Below are 19,827 nucleotides of genomic sequence, written 5' to 3'. Positions count from 1 at the left end.
CGCAAGGCGTTTTCCGCGAGTTGCCGGGACGACGGTCCGTGGACGAGTCGAGTTGCACGACAACGACCGCATGCCGTATGTGGTCATTGACGGCAGGCGGGTCAATTGGAACGACTTTGCAACACTCAGCCGCAGGACTGCGAGGTTATCGATCTTTGGCCCATTTGGGATAAAATAAAGTTTCAAATGGAACAGGAGGGAAGCCATGCCGGCCATGGAAAAGCACTCAGCCACCGCACGCAAGGCGCCGCAGGCACTCAGGGCCCGTGCTGGCTCTCGGGCCGCTGCGAAGCCGGCCCGGCGCGCAGCGCCCGCTGCGGCGGTTTCGACGATTCATCTCTTCGATTTTCCGCGCGTCTACCAGGCGTCAGGCATGGAGCGCATATCCGTCATCCGGCATGGCGTGTCCGCGCGCGATGTGGGCGAAATGGCTGCACGGATGAAGACGTCTCAGGACGAGCTGATCCGGCGGCTGGGCCTGAAGCGCACAACGGTCGCGCGAAAGTCGCAGTCGGCCAGCAAACTCTCTTCTGAACAGAGCGAGCGCATGGTCGGCCTGTCCAAGCTGATCGGTCAGGTGCAGACGATCGTTGAGCAGTCTGGCGAGCCGAAAGGATTTGACGCGGCCGAGTGGCTGGAGCACTGGCTGTCGCACCCCAATTCCGCCCTGGGCGGCGCGCTGCCTGCGGACTTTCTCGATACGATCGAGGGACAGGAACTGTTGGGCACGCTGATCTCACAGATGCAGAGCGGGGCTTACGCATGACGGTCCACGTTTGGCGGATCGCGACGGACACGCCTGATTACACCGCAGACGACATGACTGGAGAGGGCGCGAAGCGCACCGGAGGCCGGTGGAACCGGCCCGGCAAGCCGGTTCTCTACACCGCGGAGAGCCGGTCGCTCGCCTGTCTCGAGACGCTCGTGCATCTGGGTGGTGTGCTGCCGCTGAACCGTTACCTCGTGCGCATCGACATTCCGGATGCGGTCTGGCGGCGGGCGCAGAAGCTCGGCCATACAGCGGCGCCAGTCGGGTGGGACGCCATTCCCAGGGGCAAGACAAGCCTCGACTACGGTGACGCATGGCTCACGGCGAATACAGGCGCGCTGCTGCTCGTTCCTTCCGCAATCGTGCCGGAAGAGTTCAATGTTCTGATCAATCCGTTGCATAAAGACTGCGCGCGCGTTAAGGCAATGAAAATTCGCCGCTGGACCTACGACGCGCGGATCTGGTGAGACCGCTTGTTCCCGGCACCCATAACCCGGGCGCAGCAAAGGCGTCGGGCTGGACGGTCGTCCTTGTTTCAAAGGATCTTCAGATTCCTGATTTTTCCGATCGACGGTGAGCGCTCAACGATCAGATTGACGATGTATTCGGGGTCCCCGTGATTTTCATGCCGTTTACCGGGGTAGCGGCAGCGAGGCGCGATAAGGCTTTGCGAACCAGCCCGATTTAAATATTCTTCGAAATCAGATGGTTGCTGTTTGTCTTTTCTCGTCTCGGCAAGCGCCGCAGCCGCCGCGCGTCAAACACGCCTGCCCGCCGCAAAGCCTTATGCAGTAGGGCTTTCCGGCAAATTGAACGATCAGCGCGTGTGATCGCCCGGTGTCGCTGGCTCGTATTCCGACAGCGGGCATCGCGTCTGTCGGGCCGGGGATTGCATACGAATCTAACGCTAGAAGAGCGGCTTTCGAGCGACAACCGGCAGGCTATCGGTGAGAAGTGCCCTTATCACCGCAAAATGGCCCGTTCCGGCCCTGCGACGGGGCCGTCACATGGCTGCCGGAACCAAACAGGAAATCGATGATTTGGTTGAAGATTATTCCGGTGTCAGAACGCTAGGCCTTATCGCACTTAGCTCCGGCTACCCCGGTAAACGGCATGAAAATCACGGGGACCCTGGTTTGGCATGCCCCGAGCTGCCCCGGGCGGTCAGGCCATGCGCCGCACCGGCAGCCAGCTCCAGGTGCTGGAGTTCTATGTGCGCCGGGAGAGTGAACAAAGAAAGCGGGACGCGGTCTCGCGCACAGTTTGAACTAGATAGTTCACTCGAATGAATCGCTTCAACTATCTCAAATGAAGGCAGGGCGCCGATCCGGCTTCTGATGGCTTCGGGATTTTCGGATATTTCGATTTTGGTTGCCGTTTCGTTTATTTCGAATTAGAATGGCCCAACCCTGTTTTAGCCAGATGCGAGGAACCCATGAACAGATCCGCAACCCCCGCATCTCTGCCTTCGGCGGCAGAGATCGAGATCGCCCGCGAGTCGAGCCGTGATCTGGCCGTTGCGCTGACCAGTCGCGCCGAATCGCAGCAATTCGACTTCAGGGATGAAAACGGCGAGATGCATAGCGTCAGGCTTCCGACGACGGTCTTGAAGCTGTTGGTCAATGTGCTCTCGGAAATTGGACAGGGCAACGCCGTATCAATCATTCCAATCCACGCTGAACTGACCACGCAGGAAGCAGCTGACCTGCTTAACGTGTCGCGACCTTACTTTGTGCAGCTGCTCGAGAAGGGTGACATTCCTTTTCGACGGGTCAATACGCACCGGCGTGTCCGCTACCAGGATGTTATCGACTACAAGAAGCGGATTGACGACGCGCGTCTCGCCGCGCTGGACGAGCTCACTGCCCAGGCGCAGGAACTGGGCATGGGCTATTGAACGATGGCATCAAACTTCACCGTAGTTTATGACGCCTGCGTTCTCTATCCGGCTCCGTTGCGCGACCTGCTTATGCATCTTGCGCTGACTGACATGTACCGCGCTCGATGGAGCAACATGATCCACGATGAGTGGACACGGAACGTACTCGAACACCGCAAGGATTTGAAGCCGGAGGCTATCGTGCGCACGCGTCAGCTCATGGATGCGAACGTGCGCGAAGCGCTGGTCGAAAACTTCGAGCACCTGATCCCTGCGATCAAACTTCCAGACCCAGATGATCGGCATGTTGTGGCCGCGGCTATGCACGCGGGTGCCGAACTCATTATTACGTTCAACCGCAAGGATTTTCCTGCCGCGGAACTGCAAAAGTACAATGTCTCGGCGCAGCATCCGGACGACTTCATCTTTGACCTGTTCGACCTCAACGCTGCCAAGGTGCTACAGGCTGCCTCCCGACATCGTCAATCGATGAAGAACCCACCAAAATCTGTCGATGACTATCTCGATACGCTCGCCGCTCAGGGCCTGACGCAAACTGTGAACGCGCTGCGTCCATTGGCTTGGGCACTCTAAACCGCCCTCTGAAGGTCCTGCGGAATTGTAGACGTGACCGACTGGCCGAGCTGCGATGACCGTTTCTGCGTCAGGTCGCCATGCCTGAAGATGGCGCTGGAGGGCCGTGTTCCAATTACCAACACGGATCGGGCCAGTTCACGCCTTTCCATTGTTCCAGCTCGCTGGACAACACCGGTTGCGGGGCGCGCTGATCGTCCGGGAAGACTGGATAGTGCTCGTACAGAGGGTCAAAGCTCAACAATAGGGAAGCGAAACGGCGTTCGCGCTCGGCCTTGGACCATGAGCAAAACATTGCGCCGCGGCTGTCGAGTTTCTCGAAGATGTCTGGGGTGGGATCAAGCCGCAGCCACCGATCTACCATGGTTTGCCCCTGCGCGCCAAAATCCTCCCGCAATGCCGCCTCGATGACTGCTTCGAGCGCGTAAGTGATTGCCTGATGCCGCCTGGAATGATCAAGGTACCCCAGCGAAACCCGCAGCATCCGCTGCTGCACAAGGAGTACCGGCCAGAGAATCTCGACTCCGTAGCGTACCCCGATCTCCTCCTCGCCTTCAGGCGGCTGCAGGATTTCCCGCTGCCGTTCATATGCCTTGCGTGCGTCGTAGGCCAGCCCCAGGAATGGTCCGTCCTCCTCACAAATCAGTGGTGACCGTTCATTGACGTCGTGGACAATTTCGTGCAGCTCCCGCAAAGAGGCGTAGTCCCCGATCAGCAGAAGGCCCGCATGATTTTTCAGCAATCGATAGGCAATCACAGTCGGTTCCTTTCAATATCAGAACGGCATGGCGTCAAAGGTTGATGCAGCGGGTACCACCTGGATGTGTTTCAGCCAGAGCTTCACATTCTTGCCGTCTTCGAACGCCGCAAGATCCTGCTCAAGGGTCCGGATATTGAGTCGGAGCTCCTTCAGATCAACGGCAAGATTTCGCAGAACGGTGTCTGGCGAGACGGGTTCGAAAGGATCGATTCCGTAGGCATACCGAAAGGCGGACTCGACGTGGACGATTTCCTGATCGAGTTCGCTTACCTGCTCCTTCAGGACCGCGTTGTAGTGTTTCAGCCGCTCTTCGCTCATGCTGCTGAGAGCATGCTGGTCAATATGCTCGAGCTCGAGTTGCAGTTCTAACAGCTGCAGCAGGTTATTTTTCTGGTAGGCCTCGTTGACGTGTTGCATCAGCCTGGTTTTCCGGTCACGCTCCTGCGGATCGGTTTCGCGATCAGGGTGCAATGTGCTGGTGAGCTTGCGGTAGACCTCGCGAATGGAAACGCTGATCTGCGCCTGCTGTTCTTGGGCGCGGGCCTCGGCGGCCTGTTGCCTGGGCGATTTTTTCCGTTTCGCGCGCTGAACGTCCCGTTCCGCGTTTTTTGCCGCCCATTCCGCCTGACCCTCCTGGATGTGCGCCTGTGCGCGTTGCAGCAGGTCTTCCGGAGAGCTCAGGTCGAGATCGTCGCCCAGATCGACGCCGAGTAGCGTCTCGAGCACGGATTTCATCCCGTCGACTTCCGCAGCCATCTGGCTGTCGTAGGTGGTGGGACTGTACCTGTCGTGGATCGCTTTCAGTTGCTTGCCTTCATCCTCATCCTCGTCGATCAGATCGGCCGCCAGATTGGCGATCACAATGGCCATCTTCCGTCGTTCAGCCTTGGTCAGTTCTTTTTGCGCATAGGACTGGTCAAGACAATGCACCAACTGGATCCGCAGCGTGGTTGCAGTCCGTTCGAGGGGCACAAGTTCGTCGACGTACCGCTGCTGGAATGTGGGCGTGACCGTTTCCCAGGCGCGAAGCTGCTTGCGACGCTTTTCGATCTGCTTGATCAGCGAATTGAACGCCTTTTGTCCTTTCGACAAGGCGGGCTTTTCGTGATCGGGTGCAATGCTGACGGACCGCGTGTTTGTCCTGCTCATAGGTCGGCTTTCTGCTGAGGATGTGGGAAGGCAATGGGGACCCGCATTTTACCCGATGGGAACGATGTGTGAATCGAGCTGACGGTCGCATACTGGCGAATTTTCGGCGCCTCCCGTCCGTTCTGACGCTTGTAATATTCCAATGTCCAACCGCCCGCTTCCGTGCTCCTTGCACCTGCCGCGTCGGTGTCCGCCGTGCGCGCTGGCAGGCTGCGTCGCGACTATCAGGCGATGGCCGGGATGATCTTTCACGGCACACCATTCAGCGACTAGGGAACGGGTCGAGAGCCAGATCAAAGGCTGAGACCGGGCTGAGTGAAAACTCCGCAAAGCGATTGAAGAAATCCTATTGAACGTCGACACCCCGGCGGCGGACCGCAGGATCCCCTGAACGGACTGACACTCCCTGCCCGTTCACACGCCGTCCTTCAACAATGTGTAACGACAAAACCAGAGAGATAGATCGCCACTTCCTGTTCAACCGATACGACATCTGTATCTTGCCGGAACCCCGACATTTCAATCTTGCCTCGACATGGTTAGGCATCCATATAAATAGGAACACTGATAGAATTATGCAGCCAGGCGTGCCGGCCTTTGAGGCACGGGAAGACGTGTTCGGCGCCGGTCGCCCGCAGGACATCACACTGTCCCTGTTCGACAGGCCGTGACTGGGCGGTCATGCCCTGCACGAGGTGCCACTCGTACGGCGCCATCGATACCTTCCAGTCAGAGTCAGATGGGGTACCATCATGGGTAAAATTATGATATTTTGGACTCCGAATGTGCCGCCTCAGATCGAGAGCAGCTCGCTGCAGGATCGCATTTTTCGTGAACAACGGCCGCCGGCTCGGCGAGAACGAGGCACCCAGGCGAGGGCGAACCGGCGCGACGCCCGCGCTCCGGTACAGCCCAGATGGAAACCTCCCTCCTGATTACGGTGAACGAAGGTGCTTGCTACTCTGATCGGATCACGTCCAGCCGGTGGACTTTTTTCGGTGATGGCGCCTGCGTTCCGTTGTTCGCGACATCGGTCCAGTCAACGTACACACCAATCCCGGACTCAGTTCTCGCTTCGGAGACAGCTGACAGCTGGCCCTTCATCAATGACAACTGTATTGGCCACGCGGTCATGTAAAGTCTGCTTGCGCGGATTAAATAACACCCACAGAAACCCCGCGCCGAATGTCCCGAAGGTGAGCAAATAGCCGAGTGTGCGGAGTATGGCCTGCTTCACGGTCATCGAGGCGCCGGTGCCTGCATCTACGATTCGCAGGCGTACCACGCGCCTTCCCGGCGATGTTCCGCACGCAGCCCACATTGCACCAGTGACCAGTATCGGTATGCACTGGCCCACCATTAGCCAGAGGACCATGGATGAGGCGAACGCCTCCGGTGCCGTCAGGATGTCATCGGTTGAAGGCCCAAGCGGGATGAACAGGGCAATAGCCGCCCACCAGATCGAGTCAATGAAAAGGGCGCGGGCACGCTTTGAACAGGTCGCGTAACGCATCAGAAACCGCGCGTCGCCATCATAACCCGCATCATCGGGAAAACCTGGTCGTGACCATTTCCGTCGGCGAGCAGTCCGGTCCGGCGACAACGACCTGATATCTTCGTCAAGCTCATCACAATGCATACCTCCGTCAGCCCATCCCTGTTGGTCAAATGACCTGCGGGGGACCCATGGATATTCGCAATCGCATGCGTCCGGCACATGGCGAAACGATGGATCAGCGCGATATGGGTCGCCGAATATGTTTGCCAGCAAATGCAGGAGGAAGGGCGCCTCGTCAGTCGACGTGCTGCCGGGCGAGTGGACTCCCTGCGAAAGGGTCGTCGCGCCAGTCGATCCTCTTCCGCACGGTATCCGCCTTCGGTGACGCCGATGACATCTCGAAATGTTCGAGTCTTTGCCCCGCGCTAATCGCCTGCTTCAGCCACTGAGGCATTTCCCCGTCGCCTGTCCACGTATCCCCAGTCGCATTCTGATACCGAGCCGGAATCTGCTTCACCGGCTCGCTTGCTATCGCTGCAGCCAGGTCGTCTGGCTCGATGCCAAATTCTTCCATCCGGTGGCGGAGATAAGCAATCATGCTTTCCCGCTTACGTTCATCCATATCTCATCCATCCGTAATGCCGTCCGACCATTCGTCCACGTGATCTGCGCACGATCCAGATGAATCAGGCTCTATCGGGCCCGGACCTCGTTAAATCGTGGAGTGGGTCGACCGCTGCTTTCCCGCAGACGATTAATCGTACTGTGTCATATAATTAGTTGCGCGCTCTATTGCCGTACAGGAAGAGAGAGCCATCGTTGCATGAGCCTTAGTCCAAGCAGGATGCGCAACGTAGTTATGGAATCAGGAACGTGACGTTGAGCGCGCTGGACTGCCCCGGGGGATGTAATCCGGGGGAAGGGAAGGCAGCGCGCGTTCAACGAAGTTTTTTTTATCGCGTCCATCTGATTGCATTCTGAGTCGCTGAGCCATCAGAAACCCATACGCAGCGATACTCAGTGTGGCGTGGTGGTGAAAGCCGCGCCAGCCACGCCCTTCGTAATGACCCAGTCCGAACTCCTGCTTCAGATCCTGGTAGTCGCGCTCGATGCGCCAGCGCATCTTGGTTACGAACACAAGCTGTTCAAGTGTCGCCTCCTCGGGGGCAGTCGTGAGAAAGTACTTGAGCGGCTCCGTATCGCCATCGGGCCATTCAACGAGCAGCCATTCTTCGTCACGAACGGTACTTCGCTCATTGTCGCGATGTGCGGGACGAACCCGTACGGCGGCAAAGCGGGAGGAAAGTGCTGCGTTGCTGCCTTCCCGCCAGGTGACGGTTTGCCAGCCGTTCACGGGTAATTGCATGGCCAGTTCCTTTACCGCGATCGGTTCGTGGCCGGGCCCACGGCGCAACAATGTCGGTGGCTTGCCGCGCCCGCTCCAGGGCCTGGGCGGAAGCGGCGCCGTACCTGGCGCCCACACAGAGGTGCCCGGCCGGATCCCTACCGCGTACAACAAACCCAGTTCAGTTACGCCCTCCCGGAAAGCGGTTTCGTCGCCGTAACCAGCATCGGCCAGCACGATGCCCGGCGCAACGCCGGATGCTATCGCCTGGCGAAGTTGGGCCAGCGCAATCTGGGGCTTGGTCTCGAAGGCAAGCCCGTCGGGAATGCCCGCGCGACGGGCACGCTCCCGGTCGTCAATCCATTCCTTGGGGACATACAGCTGCCAGGCAATCGGCAGGCTGCCGCGTTGCGTCGCGATCGACAGGCTCACGGCGACCTGACAGTTGTCCTGTTTGCCGAGCTGCCCACAGTACTGACGTGCCACCCCGACCGAATGACGCCCCTTCTTTGGAAAACCTGTGTCGTCAATAATCCAGTAGTAGCCGGATTCTTCAGCAGCGTGCGCGCCTAACGCGGGCATCACCCATTCGCGTACCCGCTGCAAGACCGCCCGGTCTGACCATTCTGCCTTGGCTACAAAGTGGTGGAGTGACTGGTGCTTCGCACTCGCGTGAAGTGGGTCAATATGTGCGGCCATTGGCTCGACGCTCTTGCGTGACAACGGCAAGACCAGGCCCGAACAGTAGCCCTTGAGGCCGGCATGCCGATCGGCGTGCCCTAACACCTGCGCCAGATGGTCCAGATACGCGTCAAATTCGTCGACATCTTCTCTCATCGCGATCGCCCGGAGTCTGTATTATTCAATAGTACCAGGTATCACTCCACCGCAAATATTTTTTATGACACAGTCAGATTAAACAGCCGGTATCTCATCAGGCCAACTACAAGGGGTCGCAGTTTCGGCGTGTGAAAAGCTGCGTGAGCCCGTGTGCGGCAGGTTCGGTTGTACGGGAGTCAATTGGACGTCTTGAAAGGGGAGAATGATTAAAATCGTCTGGGTACGATCAGCCGCTGTCATGGTCGCCCTGTCTTCCCCGTGCTTCGCGCGGCAATGTTTTTACCTGTGCCACCGTCGTAACCCAAAGGTCGAAGTGCGTCATCCTTCAGTCCGCAGCATTCACCTCTGAAACCGACGATGCAGCCCGATCGTGCGTTTGAACTCGCAGTATCCCTAAATTGTAGCGTGCCAATATCGACTCGCGTCGTACTTACTGGCATAGTGCGGCCATCGCCAGATCAAGGGGGGAGTAAATGACAACGCTCGAAAAAGTACAGGCACAAATCACAAGGCTTCAGGCGAAAGCGGATGCGCTCGTCAAAAGCCAGTCGTCCACCGTCATCGCAAAGATTCGTGACCTGATGGAAAACCATGGCTCGACCGTTGCGGACATCGAAGCACACATTGGCGGCAAGAGGCGTGGCCGTAAGCCGACTGCACAGGCAGCTGGCAAGACCACCTCCCCGGCGAAGTACCGTGATCCAAAGACGGGCGCCACCTGGACAGGGCATGGCCGCGCTCCTGCGTGGATCGCAGGCGCCAAAGACCGGACGAAGTTTCTGATGGACGACAGCACCGCCGGGCAATCGACTCTTGCCGGAAAAGAGACTGCCAGGACTGACAACTACGTGAGGGGACCCCAAGCCCCCAAATATCGCGACCCCAGGAGCGGTGCTACGTGGAGTGGCCGCGGTCCTGCGCCGGCATGGCTGGCTGGTGCTAAAGATCGTTCGAAGTTTCTGATCGCAGCAGCGGGAAAGGACGCTTCAACCCCGAAGTCAGCTCCGGCCAGGGCGGTGACGGTGGGGAAAACCACGACCACAAAGGTTGCAGGCAAAAAGGTCGCAGCAAAGAGGGTTAAAGCAGGAACGGAACCGGCAACCGCGAAGAAGGTCGCCGTCAAAAAACCGGCGGCGAAAAAGTCTGTGACGAGGAAAGCACCTGCTGTGAAGCAGGTGTCGCAGAATCCGCCAGCGGTTGTACCGATCAGCGATATCGCCTCTGCACCGGTCTCCGCGTGACCTCTGCCATCTGATTGTCGGTGAGAGATTCGGTGGTTTGAGCAGGACGTCTCCGTCCTGCTCAAACAGTCCCGGGTGCTTTCGACGAGTCGGCGACCGTGCGCAGGCGCGACCGGTGCCCAGTCACATTGAACATACGGTTTCCGTTTCCCGAAGCGAGGTGCCCGATGGGCCGGCCTGACGTGAACATGCTCCGTGACATGCATGCTTCGACGCCTCGATCTCGAGGAAGGCACGCTGGAACTGGCTGGGTTGCGACGAGCAACAAGCAGTAGACAGGCCATCTGATCCTGCCTCGAGGATCAGCAGGAATACCGCGCCAGTCAGGCAATTTGCGCGGTGCAACGCACTGAGGTATCAGGCGATCGCAGCAATGCTGCCATCATTGAAACGATGGAGGCGCGATGAACACGACCCCGTGGCAGAAAGGGTTCGCCGCTGGCCGTCTGGGCAAGCCCCTGGATACGTGTCCGTATTTCGACTGCGCGGTGTGGGAATGGATCTGCGGATATCTCGACGGACAGGCGAAACGCTTGCGCCTGGTCAACGATCATCCGGTGAATCGAGAGAGTTCGTGAAGAGGGCGCATCAGGACGTTGCGTTTGCGGAAAACCTCGGTCGACACTCGGACAGCATTCCACGTGCATGTGCCGAATGTCCATCGCGTTCCCGAAAGGCCTGACCCGCTGAAGGCAAGGAAAGCTGGCCCGCGCAGAACGGGCCACCAGTCAGGATGACGCGCGTTCCGGTCAGACAGGCTTGATGTTAGCGGCCTGCTTGCCCTTCGGACCCGTCTTCACATCGAAGCTTACTTTCTGGTTTTCCTGCAATGATTTGAAGCCTTCAGACTTGATTTCGGAGAAATGGGCGAACAGGTCTTCGCCGCCGTCATCCGGCGTGATGAAGCCAAAGCCCTTCGCATCGTTGAACCACTTCACTGTGCCCGTTGCCATTTTTGAACCCTGTAGACGTTGAAACCTGCAATCGTGAATGCGGCATCGCATGGGGCGATCACCCGCAAGGGACGCCTTTTGTACCACGCCGGGATGACACCTGCCAATCAGCGGCTCCACGGACAGTCGCGGGCTCCTGGCAGGCGGGCAGGGGACGGCTTCAACGCAGCGCCTCCAGGCGGCGCTGGCAGCGCATGTCATCTCCACCGCGTCGATAGATCTGCATGGCCTTTGTCCGGTCCGGGATAAGGCTGTTGTCGTCTGCACCCCACACGCCTTCCCAGAAAAGTCCGAGATTGTGTGCCGAGGCCTTATGCCCCAGTTCAATGGCTCGCTCGTAGAGCGATCGCGCCCGGCTCACATCAACCTGCATGCCCCGTCCGAGCCGCGCGCTATCGGCCAGCGCAGCGGCGGCCATGCCGCGCAGACGACCTTCCGCGGTTTCATCTTTCAGCACGTCGTCGAGAATCGCGTTACCTGTCTCAAAGTCCGCCTCACCCCCTGTTGGCGTGACCAGGGAAATGGCCATTGCGACCCGCCAGGCAGGATGGCGGTTCGCGCCAATGCGCTCCAGTAGCCGCCGGCCCAGATAAGGCGCGCCATCCAGTGTGCTGGTGAGGAGGGCGTTTGCAATTGCGGCGAGTGACTCGGGTGACAGGAATCCGGTCTTGTTTGCTGCGAGTACATGACGGAAGAATTTTTCAACATCGAGTGCAGGGTCGGCGCGACGCAGCTGATGCCATTCACGCTCGATGGTCCCAACCCAGCTTTCCATTTGCATGGTGAGCAATCCGTTGGTGAAGAATGCACCTGATTCTAGCTCACCTGTTCCGGTTCCCAATAGCAATTTTCGGGTTCCCGGTGCCTGTTTCGCAGCACGTCCCGTTGCAGGCGAGGCCAGCTGGCCAGTTCTTGTCTCGTGCCATCGCAACGAATCAGGCATGCTGGCAAATTGCTCCGAGACCGATATGAAATGCCGCGGAGCCGTGTCCGTCACACGAGACTGACGCCAAGATCCAATGCGAGGTCAATGATCGAGGCATACACCTTTATGTCGCCTGTCAGGCTTGCAGGTCCGTCGACCTGTTTGATGTCCTTCGGGTCAACACGATCGCCGAAGAGCATGACGGCATTTTCCCGGTCGTGCTGTCGCGAGACCCAGCAAAGGCCGTCCAGATTAGACGCGGGCGTTACCGCCCGTGTCTACCCGTGTCTACTCGAAAGCCAGAACGCCAGCGCCCAGCCATCCCCTGATTTGCCGAACACCCGCGGGACCTCGGCGACCACGCGACGCGGTCGGTACTTCCTGTCCGTGTCCAGCCCGTGGGCAGGGAAGTGATCTTTCCCGTTGATGTCGATGGCAATAACCAGTCCGTCATGGCTCCGACGATCAGGGCTAGGGCCATGGCGCAGCTGTAACCTCGCGAGCTCTCACCGCGAAGAAGCCGTAACTGCAGACTATTCGGGTGGAAAGCGGATCTGGGAAAACTGTCTCCCTGCCAGAATCGCCCGACGTTCGACGTCAGCAGCCGATTCAATCAGGCCCTGCTGTTCTAGAAATAACAGGAACGCTCGGGTCGAGACCTTGCGACAATTTTCCGGTAACAGGAAGCTGGCGCGGGCGATTTTGTGGTCCTCGAACAGAAAAACGCCCGTCTGTTCGGCAGCAAGGCCGAACCCAGTCATCGCCTCCTGTATCGCGAGTTCGCCGAGATTGGCCTTTCGGGCGGGTGCCGCCGCGTCCACCTGCCTGTATCGATGGTACGTGCGCGTTTCGAGAACGGGGATCTTGTTGTCACTTGCCCACGTGGCGATTCGGGCGCTGGTCGGTGTTTTGTTGCGGGTAACCTCATGCAGCACCATGTCGACCAGTGCGACTGACCAACCTGATTTCAGCAGCAGTCCGAGTGCGTCGGCATAGGCCAGCGTAATCAGGGGACCAGCATCTGGAAGCAATGTAACCGTCCTGTTGACTGCCATCGTCAACTGCGCAGCGCATTGAGGTCGTCAATCATGCGACGCGTGCTCGCCTCGGGCAAGCGCGGCATCGGCAGATGAGCCTGCGCCATCAGCAGGAACAGATCTTCGTCACTGTCGATACCAAGTGAATGCATCGCCTGGCGGTCGTCAATGCGGCCGAGCGAGAAGTCGAACAGGGTAAGGAAATTCTGATTGCCGCTGACTTCTGCTGCTTCGAACGTCTCGACCAGATACCGGAGTTCTGCGTTAAATAGTGCGTTGACGGACGTGTCCGATTTCGCCGCGAGGATCTTGGCGCGCCTGAGCAGGTCGCGATCGACTGCGCCGGTGAAATTGACGGTGTCGGCCATGATGGGACTCCTCCATGGAACAATGCTGAAATTGTAGCACATAAACAAGTGTTACACATAATTATGTGTTTTAACTGGCCCGCAACTGCATTACGCGAATCCGGCGGACGCGTGGACCTGCGAGTTCGAGTGCCGCTCTCCGTACTCGGGGTATTCGTCCTTTTCGTGCAAGAAAAAGATCACCTATGCGCCTCTGACAGTCGCGAGACTCCGCTTGCGCGACGTAACCGAATGATTACATCCCCGCTGCTCGGCATTAATGCGGTCGCTTACGAGATCCGAACCGGCCTACGCCTGACTTAGCTCCGCCAGAATATCCCGTGCGCGCTCGGACAGGTGTGGCACAAGAGCCATCGCTCGAGCGGCTGCAGTAGCAACGCGGGGGCGTGCGCTTTCAACCAGCTCGTCGGCAGCCGTCGTGAGCCACTCAGGGAATCGTTCCGTTAGTGCATCAATCAGCACTGCTGCCTGCCGCTGGTCCTTCTCGGCTTTAAGTGCGCGCGCCGGGTCGCGAAGCGTGCTTACGATAAGCTTGTGTAGCGCAAATCTGGCCGGATCAGGCAGCGTTACGGGCACCACGTGCTCCTTGCCGAGGATAAAGCCGCTCACCGGGTTGGCTACCAGATAACCGAAGTACGGCCAACCAGTCGCATGCGCGCGCAATTGGCGCAGGGGCTTCGTTTCGTACGCCTCGGTGCCCGGTACAAGCAGGTCCACCTTGAGGGGTTGTCCGCGCGCCTTGAACGAGGTGGACGGTTTCCGCGAGTCCAGTTCTGGCACCTCGATGAAGGGGAGACCGGTCTCGCGCAGGATGTCGAGAAAACTGCGGTCTTCCGGGATGGCCACCGAAATCGAGCCCGCGCTACCGATGTCAATATCCTCGGTCCTGTAGTTCGCAGGCAGACGGACACCGAGACCGTTCAGGAGCGCGCCGAAGGCGTGGGAGCCGACAAGCAGTCCGCCGTGCGTGAAGATGCCGGCGTTAAAGAGCGTCGCGATGGTGAGGGCCGATGAGTTGTCCGCGGCGGCAAAGCCTGCTTTCCGCAAAACCTGGACATCATTGGCCAGCGCCCGCATCTCCGCGCTCTCGAGTTGCTGCGCCTCAAGTGCGGCGTCGGTGTCCGGCTCCCCGGTGCGCCCCAGTGATGTTTCCTTGTGTTTGCCAGAAGCGAGGTACACCCGCCAGTAGGTATACGTTTTTCCGTCGACGGTTTTCTGGGCGGCTGAACCCGGGGAGTGCAACGGGATGCGCGGTTGTGCGCTTGCCCGCTCGGCGACCGAGGAATACAGCGTTTGCAGTGCTTCGTTATGGAAGGAGGTCATGGCTCACGCCCTTATACCTTGAGTTAGTATCGTAAGGTATAAGGGGTAGCGTGTCAATTTATACCTTAACATCTGTTAACGAGGTATAAATCACCACCGCTTCGGCGCACGCCCGCCTGCTTCAGCCAAGATCAGTTCATCCCGTCGGTTTAGCTGCTTGCTACCTAACGATGGATGCGCACCGCGCCGCGTTCATTGATCCATTTTCGCCTCGAAGTACAGTCAATTTGAGATTATTAGCATGATCGAAATTTAAATTAGTAATCCTATATTTAGTGAGCGGAAGAGGTGCCAACTTGTGCAGCAGGCTGCTGCACAAGTTCCGGATTCGGCCATACCTTCGGGTTGCACGGTGACAATCTGCGCATGGCGGGGAAGGCTGCCTTGAGTTCGAGTATCGGCACTGCCGGTTCGATACGATGGCCGTGCACCATGGGGCGATCAAAGGCGGGAAGTGCACGCCTGCAAGTGCAAGTAAGAAACCAGAGACGGTACGGAATGCGGCCAGGCTCGCATTTCAGGCCAGCGTCAGTTGCTCTCCGTCTCCGGCCAAGCGTACCTGGTAGCCCATTGCGCGGTATCCCCGCTGACGCTTTTCCCACATGCGGTTTAGTGCCGGGTGACCTCCGTCGACAAAGTCAACCACCCGAACACCGGTTTTACCCGCATGCTCGCGATGTAGCCGGCCAGCGTATTGCTGAAGCGTGCCTTTCCATGCCACGGGCATGGCGAGCACCAGCGTATCGAGCGCAGGATGGTCAAAACCTTCGCCAACGAGTCTGCCAGTGGCCAGGACGACGCGAGGTGCGTCATCCGCCAGCGCTTCAAGGGCAGCAAGCTGCGCCGCCCGCGTTTTTTTCGTGAGACGCCCGTGCAGCACGACAAGCGGCTCGACTGCTGCATCCAAAGTCTTCTGCAGGCTTTCGAGATGATCCGTCCGTTCGGTGAGAACCAGCACCTTGCGTCCTTGTCCAAACTGCTCGCAAATCGCCGCAGCAATCATGTCCGTCCGCGGTGGATCCTGTGCGAGTTGCGCGAACACTGTCTGGATCGGCGCGTCGGCCGCAACGTCCACGGATGAGGTGAGCCTTTGCGGGAACACCTCCAGCGAATGCGGCGCATTGGGCGGCGGACGCGCCGCGTGCCGCACCGGCCCGCACAGCATGAACATCACCGGTTGCTGGCTGTCGCGCCGCACGGGTGTCGCAGTCAGTCCCAGCACGTAGCGCGCATTGACGGCCTTGAGCACTGCCTCAAAGGAATCCGCCGATACGTGGTGACATTCGTCGACAATGACGTGACCGTAATGTCGCAAAAGCGCTCCGCGGGGGCCATCCGGTGCCACTGACTGCAGCATGGCGACGTCAATCCGGCCTGTCGATTTCGACTTGCCGCCGCCGATTGTGCCGATGTCGCGCGGGTCCAGCGCGAGAAACGACTGCAGCCGCTCGCGCCACTGATCCAGCAGTTCCCTGCGATGCACGAGCACGAGCGTGGTGACGCCGCGCCGGGCAATCATTGCGGCCGCCGTGACGGTCTTGCCGAACGCCGTCGGCGCATGCAGGATCCCGGCGTCGTGCCGCAGCAGGTCGTCAACTGCGGCCCGCTGGTCGTCCCGCAGTGTGCCGGCAAACGAAACCGCCAGGGACTCACCTGCGCAACGCTCGTCGCGGATGTCGCAGGTAATGTCGTTGTCGGTCAGCAGCGTCATGACCTCGTCGAGGCAACCCCGCGGTAAAGCGATGTGTCGCGGGCAATTCTCGGCGCGGCCGATTATCCGCGGCTTGTCCCATACGCTGAAACCGCGCGCCTGGGCGCGATAGAACTCCGGATTCTGGAACGCCGCTATCCGGATGAGGCGATTGAGCAGGGATTGCGGAAGCTGGGCTTTTTCAAGATAGAGCTGGTTTGCGAGCGTCAATGTCAGCGAGACCGGCATGGCTCCGGCAAGCCGCTTCGCCAGCGCGGGCGGGGGATTCCACGGCTCGACCCGGTCCTCTTCCGCGATGAAGGCGACGTCAAGCGGGTGGGCGCCGCCTGTGGCGCGGAAAATTACCCCTTCGATATCTCGCCCATCCATTGTCCGGACCGACGCCAGGAACGCCCACTGGTCGGCAACGGGCTCGAACGTCCCGTCGACAAACACGCTACACCCGTGCTCGCGAGGCTGCTTCTGCAACGGCAGGGCGATCAGGTTGCCGAAGCCGCCTTTGGGCAGTACGTCCTGATTGGGAAAGAGCCGGTCGTAGGACGATAGCTCGAGCTGGCGGGTTCGGACGCACGTGTGGCTGATGATGGCCGAACCGAGCCGGCGCGCATCGCGAGCGGTGACGGCCGTCGCGAAGAAGATCCATGCGTGCGCACCGTTACCGGAGCGTGAAATTTCCAGCGACACCGGAACATCCAGTTCGTCGCACGACTGCCGGAAGGCCATCGCATCGTCCCGCCAGCTTTCCTCGTCGAAGTCGACAGCAAGCAGGTAACAGGTGCCGTCCGGCATCAGGGGGTACAGACCCACGGTATGATCGCCGGCAAGATGCGCATAGATGACCTGATCGTCCAGCGACAGCAGCACGCGATGCGCGCAGTCCGCGCAGCGAATGCGGGGCTTTTCGCAGACGCCTGTACGCCATTCGTTCGCGCACGCCGGTGCGTAGCCCGATTTCCCGGAATTGTGGCTTTCCCAGCGAAGCGGATAAACGTCGGTACGGCCTCGGAAAAGGCTCCGGAAGAGGTGCACTTTCTGCTGCGGAGAAAGCGTGGAAGTGCTTGTGCTTCGCACCGCCAGCGATGGATTGCCCGGGGGCGCAGCCTCGAGCTTGCCATGCGCCGGGACGGCCTCTCGCAGTAAGGCGGCGAGCCGGGCGTTTTCGGCCTGCAGGCGCGTGAGTTCTGCGAGCAGTTCTTCGCGCCTGCGATTCTCCCAGCCTGAGCGTGACAGCTTGGCGTCATTCATCGCCTAGTCCGTTCGAATGGAGTGGGATGCGCGAGCGGGTTGCTACCGGTGGTAGCCTGCCGCGCAGCCGGGTCTAATCATCGGGATCCGGCTGAAAACTGGCCGGGTAGTCCTGCCCACCATAGTAGATGCCGAGCACCGCGACCGTCTCGCCCGTAACGCGGTACGCGATCACAGTCCGGCCGCGGTAGTGGGTCACGCGCAACCCGGGCAACAGGTCATCGCGCGGCACGCCACGAAACGGGAAGCTCTCGAGCTGTTCGCAGAATGTCACGATCGCATCGACGTATTTGACCGCGGTCTGTCGTGCGCCTGCGGCGGCGATCGTTGCCTCCAGTTCCGCCAGCTGATCGCGTGCCTCCGGCGCAAAGACAACGCGATAGGATGCCGCGCTCAACGACGTGATGCGCGGCGTTGGGCCAGCGTCGCGCGAACATCTGCAGCGTCCAGGGCGCGCGATGGATCGGTGTCGAGGGCGGCAGCGGCCGGCACGACGGAATCGCGCAGCCACGCTTCGACAGCGCGCTCACGCGCGGCGAGTGCGCGCAGGCCGTCGCGAATGACTTCTGACTCGGTCGCATATTCACCGCTTGCGACGCGTCGGCGGACGTCTTCGGCCATTTCATTCGGCAGCGTGATGCTCATTTGCTGGGTCGTGCGCATGGCGGTACTCGCGTTTCAATGTGATTTAATCCTACACCTTCTTCGAGTCTGCGTCACGCCGGAGTGGCTGCGGGCCAGGGCTGTTAAGTTCTCCTGGTGCCGCAGGCGCAACGTCGGAGGTGTTCAAAATTCAACGCGTTGCGCCGCAACTCGATAGTCACGCTTCGATCAGATGTCGCGCGCAGGCAGTTTAGTGCCATGGAGCGCAAGCGGGCCAGAATTCCGGGTTTGTGTCGCGTCGTGCAGTGATCCTCCTTCATGACTACATCGCGCACGTGGTGATTCTGGTTTTCAATCGACCAGTGACCACGGATGGCCATCTGGCAGGTTGCCGCGCTCATGACGGTTGTGCTCACCCACCACGCCGTCTCACTGGTGCGTTCCCAGCCGCCAGTCCGGTTCCTGCGTTCGACCGTACGTGAGACGCTCACGATCTGTTGTACCAGCGGCTGCCAGTCCGCTTCCAGCCAGTTCGCCGGCACGCTCCACGTGCGCACCATACGCGTCTCGATGCGACCGTGGCCCTTGTCGTGTTGCACGTCGCATTGGGCAGGAGCGCAATAGCGGGCAAGATCCTCACAGGCGGCAAGCAAGGTTGGCTGGTTACCCTTGACCTGCACCAGCACGTCGGCGCCCTTTTCCAGGGCGAGCGCTAGCGTTTTTTTTGGCAGTGCAACGCGTCCATCGTGAAGACCTGTCCCTGCAAGCCGAGCGATTCGATCAACGCCTGCGCGGCCGGAATCTCGTTCGACTTCTGCGCAACCTCAACATGGCCCAGCACAATCAGGTCATGATGATCGAAAGCCGAAACGATGTGCCGCGCCGCGATGTCTTCCAAGCGTGAGGCGCTGCCGCGCAGCGCCTTGCCGTCCAGCGCGATGAACTGCCGCCCGGCCGGCGCGGAGGTCTGTTTCTGCGCGAAAGCGCGCACCGTGCTTTCCAGATCGTGCTCGTCAAGCTGGAGCAGGAATTTGCGGATACCCACCCAGCTCGGCGCCTTGCGCCAGTCCGTACCGAACAGCTCGTTCAGCTGTGTACGCCGCTCGCCAATGAACACCTCGATCGTCCTCAGCGAGTTCGCACCTGCCATCATTGACATCACGATCGCACACAACAGCGGCTCCAGCGCGTAACGCTTACCCTGCGCCCGCCGTGCGTCACGCAGCTCCGAAAATACGCCTCCGAATATCATCCCTGTTCCCGCCGTCTTGTTTGGACGGTCACAAAGTTAACACGGTCGAACGGAAGTTAACAGCCCTGGGCTGCGGGCGCTTGGTAACTTTATAGGGTCCCCACATTCACTACACCAGTTCAATTGATTCTTGGCACCTGTGGCGACGTGTTGCGCGACAAAGAGAATGGCTAATGTCAGCGTTTATCGACGCCTAAGTAATGTTTTTCAAGGAAAAACCAACAGGTACCGTTGCGTCGCATGCGTGGCCGTTTCTGTTGCGCAGAATTCGGCTGTGAGCCTCGAGTTTCCGTCGATGACGCGCCAAAAAACGCAACACCCTAAAACATACCATA

20 protein-coding genes and 1 pseudogene are annotated in these 19,827 nt (G+C 59.5%); 6 read left to right on the top strand and 15 right to left on the bottom strand.

The window, feature by feature from the left end; all coding sequences use genetic code 11:
• The first annotated feature begins 205 nt into the window (after window positions 1–205).
• The 4 genes from B0G77_RS39010 (at window position 206) to B0G77_RS38995 (ending at window position 3,242) form a co-directional block, all read left to right on the top strand.
• Window positions 206–766, top strand: a complete 561-nt coding sequence (locus B0G77_RS39010; RefSeq protein WP_133667218.1) for an antitoxin Xre-like helix-turn-helix domain-containing protein — start codon at window positions 206–208, stop codon at window positions 764–766.
• Window positions 763–1,236, top strand: a complete 474-nt coding sequence (locus B0G77_RS39005; protein WP_133667217.1) for an RES family NAD+ phosphorylase — start codon at window positions 763–765, stop codon at window positions 1,234–1,236. The genes B0G77_RS39010 and B0G77_RS39005 overlap by 4 nt, the downstream gene beginning before the upstream one ends.
• Before the next feature lie 968 nt (window positions 1,237–2,204).
• A complete protein-coding gene (locus tag B0G77_RS39000; protein ID WP_133667216.1) occupies window positions 2,205–2,666 on the top strand; it encodes a helix-turn-helix domain-containing protein in 462 nt (153 codons plus the stop codon).
• A gap of 3 nt (window positions 2,667–2,669) precedes the next feature.
• Window positions 2,670–3,242: a PIN domain-containing protein gene (locus tag B0G77_RS38995; RefSeq protein ID WP_133667215.1), complete on the top strand. Its 573-nt coding sequence runs from the start codon at window positions 2,670–2,672 to the stop codon at window positions 3,240–3,242.
• A 115-nt stretch (window positions 3,243–3,357) separates the two neighbouring features.
• Here B0G77_RS38995 and B0G77_RS38990 read toward each other — a convergent pair whose 3' ends face one another.
• The 5 genes from B0G77_RS38990 to B0G77_RS38970 all read right to left on the bottom strand — a co-directional run bounded on the left by B0G77_RS38990 (window position 3,358) and on the right by B0G77_RS38970 (window position 8,831).
• Window positions 3,358–3,999, bottom strand: a complete 642-nt coding sequence (locus B0G77_RS38990; protein WP_208116585.1) for a hypothetical protein — start codon at window positions 3,997–3,999, stop codon at window positions 3,358–3,360.
• 18 nt (window positions 4,000–4,017) lie between these two features.
• A complete protein-coding gene (locus B0G77_RS38985) occupies window positions 4,018–4,974 on the bottom strand; it encodes a J domain-containing protein (protein WP_347814213.1) in 957 nt (318 codons plus the stop codon).
• A gap of 1,240 nt (window positions 4,975–6,214) precedes the next feature.
• Window positions 6,215–6,664 carry an RDD family protein gene (locus B0G77_RS38980; protein WP_133667213.1) on the bottom strand — a complete coding sequence of 150 codons (450 nt, stop codon included), beginning with the start codon at window positions 6,662–6,664 and terminating at the stop codon, window positions 6,215–6,217.
• Window positions 6,665–6,944: 280 nt separating this feature from the next.
• Window positions 6,945–7,271, bottom strand: a complete 327-nt coding sequence (locus tag B0G77_RS38975) for an H-NS histone family protein (protein WP_133667212.1) — start codon at window positions 7,269–7,271, stop codon at window positions 6,945–6,947.
• 243 nt (window positions 7,272–7,514) lie between these two features.
• Window positions 7,515–8,831 carry an IS701 family transposase gene (locus tag B0G77_RS38970; RefSeq protein ID WP_133666721.1) on the bottom strand — a complete coding sequence of 439 codons (1,317 nt, stop codon included), beginning with the start codon at window positions 8,829–8,831 and terminating at the stop codon, window positions 7,515–7,517.
• A 476-nt stretch (window positions 8,832–9,307) separates the two neighbouring features.
• Here B0G77_RS38970 and B0G77_RS38965 point away from each other — a divergent pair, with 476 nt between their 5' ends.
• Both B0G77_RS38965 and B0G77_RS43680 read left to right on the top strand, forming a co-directional pair.
• Window positions 9,308–10,075 carry an H-NS family nucleoid-associated regulatory protein gene (locus B0G77_RS38965; protein ID WP_133667211.1) on the top strand — a complete coding sequence of 256 codons (768 nt, stop codon included), beginning with the start codon at window positions 9,308–9,310 and terminating at the stop codon, window positions 10,073–10,075.
• A 404-nt stretch (window positions 10,076–10,479) separates the two neighbouring features.
• A complete protein-coding gene (locus tag B0G77_RS43680; RefSeq protein WP_166656374.1) occupies window positions 10,480–10,653 on the top strand; it encodes a hypothetical protein in 174 nt (57 codons plus the stop codon).
• A 171-nt stretch (window positions 10,654–10,824) separates the two neighbouring features.
• Here the strand turns inward: B0G77_RS43680 and B0G77_RS38960 are convergent, their stop codons facing one another.
• From B0G77_RS38960 to B0G77_RS45065, 10 genes and pseudogenes are all read right to left on the bottom strand, one after another.
• A complete protein-coding gene (locus B0G77_RS38960; protein ID WP_133667210.1) occupies window positions 10,825–11,028 on the bottom strand; it encodes a cold-shock protein in 204 nt (67 codons plus the stop codon).
• A 160-nt stretch (window positions 11,029–11,188) separates the two neighbouring features.
• Window positions 11,189–11,971 (bottom strand): sel1 repeat family protein, encoded by a 783-nt coding sequence (locus tag B0G77_RS38955; RefSeq protein WP_243751466.1) that lies wholly within the window; start codon window positions 11,969–11,971, stop codon window positions 11,189–11,191.
• Window positions 11,972–12,021: 50 nt separating this feature from the next.
• Window positions 12,022–12,153 carry a hypothetical protein gene (locus B0G77_RS45395; RefSeq protein ID WP_279571376.1) on the bottom strand — a complete coding sequence of 44 codons (132 nt, stop codon included), beginning with the start codon at window positions 12,151–12,153 and terminating at the stop codon, window positions 12,022–12,024.
• Between the two features lie 333 nt (window positions 12,154–12,486).
• Window positions 12,487–13,008 carry a hypothetical protein gene (locus B0G77_RS38950; RefSeq protein ID WP_133667209.1) on the bottom strand — a complete coding sequence of 174 codons (522 nt, stop codon included), beginning with the start codon at window positions 13,006–13,008 and terminating at the stop codon, window positions 12,487–12,489.
• A 2-nt stretch (window positions 13,009–13,010) separates the two neighbouring features.
• Window positions 13,011–13,358, bottom strand: coding sequence for a hypothetical protein (locus B0G77_RS38945; RefSeq protein WP_133667208.1), 348 nt, complete (start codon window positions 13,356–13,358; stop codon window positions 13,011–13,013).
• A gap of 288 nt (window positions 13,359–13,646) precedes the next feature.
• Window positions 13,647–14,681, bottom strand: coding sequence for a GSU2403 family nucleotidyltransferase fold protein (locus B0G77_RS38940; RefSeq protein WP_133667207.1), 1,035 nt, complete (start codon window positions 14,679–14,681; stop codon window positions 13,647–13,649).
• 517 nt (window positions 14,682–15,198) lie between these two features.
• Window positions 15,199–17,637 carry a DEAD/DEAH box helicase gene (locus B0G77_RS38935; RefSeq protein WP_243751465.1) on the bottom strand — a complete coding sequence of 813 codons (2,439 nt, stop codon included), beginning with the start codon at window positions 17,635–17,637 and terminating at the stop codon, window positions 15,199–15,201.
• Between the two features lie 73 nt (window positions 17,638–17,710).
• A complete protein-coding gene (locus tag B0G77_RS38930) occupies window positions 17,711–18,034 on the bottom strand; it encodes a type II toxin-antitoxin system RelE/ParE family toxin (protein ID WP_133667206.1) in 324 nt (107 codons plus the stop codon).
• Complete coding sequence (locus tag B0G77_RS38925; protein WP_133667205.1) at window positions 18,031–18,300, bottom strand: type II toxin-antitoxin system ParD family antitoxin; 270 nt, start codon at window positions 18,298–18,300, stop codon at window positions 18,031–18,033. The genes B0G77_RS38930 and B0G77_RS38925 overlap by 4 nt, the downstream gene beginning before the upstream one ends.
• A gap of 83 nt (window positions 18,301–18,383) precedes the next feature.
• Window positions 18,384–19,492, bottom strand: a pseudogene (locus B0G77_RS45065) (ISAs1 family transposase).
• Window positions 19,493–19,827: the final 335 nt, after the last annotated feature.

It is taken from the genome of Paraburkholderia sp. BL10I2N1 (assembly GCF_004361815.1).
Lineage (GTDB): Bacteria > Pseudomonadota > Gammaproteobacteria > Burkholderiales > Burkholderiaceae > Paraburkholderia.
Note: the sequence above shows the minus strand (reverse complement) of the source record. Positions and strands in the feature narration are given on the sequence as shown.

Bases quoted from the DNA above. Each gene is read 5' to 3' on its own strand.
- B0G77_RS39010 (WP_133667218.1), top strand. From the start codon at position 206: ATGCCGGCCATGGAAAAGCACTCAGCCACCGCACGCAAGGCGCCGCAG.
- B0G77_RS39005 (WP_133667217.1), top strand. From the start codon at position 763: ATGACGGTCCACGTTTGGCGGATCGCGACGGACACGCCTGATTACACC.
- B0G77_RS39000 (WP_133667216.1), top strand. From the start codon at position 2,205: ATGAACAGATCCGCAACCCCCGCATCTCTGCCTTCGGCGGCAGAGATC.
- B0G77_RS38995 (WP_133667215.1), top strand. From the start codon at position 2,670: ATGGCATCAAACTTCACCGTAGTTTATGACGCCTGCGTTCTCTATCCG.
- B0G77_RS38980 (WP_133667213.1), bottom strand. From the start codon at position 6,664: ATGCGTTACGCGACCTGTTCAAAGCGTGCCCGCGCCCTTTTCATTGAC.
- B0G77_RS38975 (WP_133667212.1), bottom strand. From the start codon at position 7,271: ATGGATGAACGTAAGCGGGAAAGCATGATTGCTTATCTCCGCCACCGG.
- B0G77_RS38970 (WP_133666721.1), bottom strand. From the start codon at position 8,831: ATGAGAGAAGATGTCGACGAATTTGACGCGTATCTGGACCATCTGGCG.
- B0G77_RS38965 (WP_133667211.1), top strand. From the start codon at position 9,308: ATGACAACGCTCGAAAAAGTACAGGCACAAATCACAAGGCTTCAGGCG.
- B0G77_RS43680 (WP_166656374.1), top strand. From the start codon at position 10,480: ATGAACACGACCCCGTGGCAGAAAGGGTTCGCCGCTGGCCGTCTGGGC.
- B0G77_RS38960 (WP_133667210.1), bottom strand. From the start codon at position 11,028: ATGGCAACGGGCACAGTGAAGTGGTTCAACGATGCGAAGGGCTTTGGC.
- B0G77_RS38955 (WP_243751466.1), bottom strand. From the start codon at position 11,971: ATGCCTGATTCGTTGCGATGGCACGAGACAAGAACTGGCCAGCTGGCC.
- B0G77_RS45395 (WP_279571376.1), bottom strand. From the start codon at position 12,153: ATGCTCTTCGGCGATCGTGTTGACCCGAAGGACATCAAACAGGTCGAC.
- B0G77_RS38950 (WP_133667209.1), bottom strand. From the start codon at position 13,008: ATGGCAGTCAACAGGACGGTTACATTGCTTCCAGATGCTGGTCCCCTG.
- B0G77_RS38945 (WP_133667208.1), bottom strand. From the start codon at position 13,358: ATGGCCGACACCGTCAATTTCACCGGCGCAGTCGATCGCGACCTGCTC.
- B0G77_RS38940 (WP_133667207.1), bottom strand. From the start codon at position 14,681: ATGACCTCCTTCCATAACGAAGCACTGCAAACGCTGTATTCCTCGGTC.
- B0G77_RS38935 (WP_243751465.1), bottom strand. From the start codon at position 17,637: ATGAATGACGCCAAGCTGTCACGCTCAGGCTGGGAGAATCGCAGGCGC.
- B0G77_RS38925 (WP_133667205.1), bottom strand. From the start codon at position 18,300: ATGCGCACGACCCAGCAAATGAGCATCACGCTGCCGAATGAAATGGCC.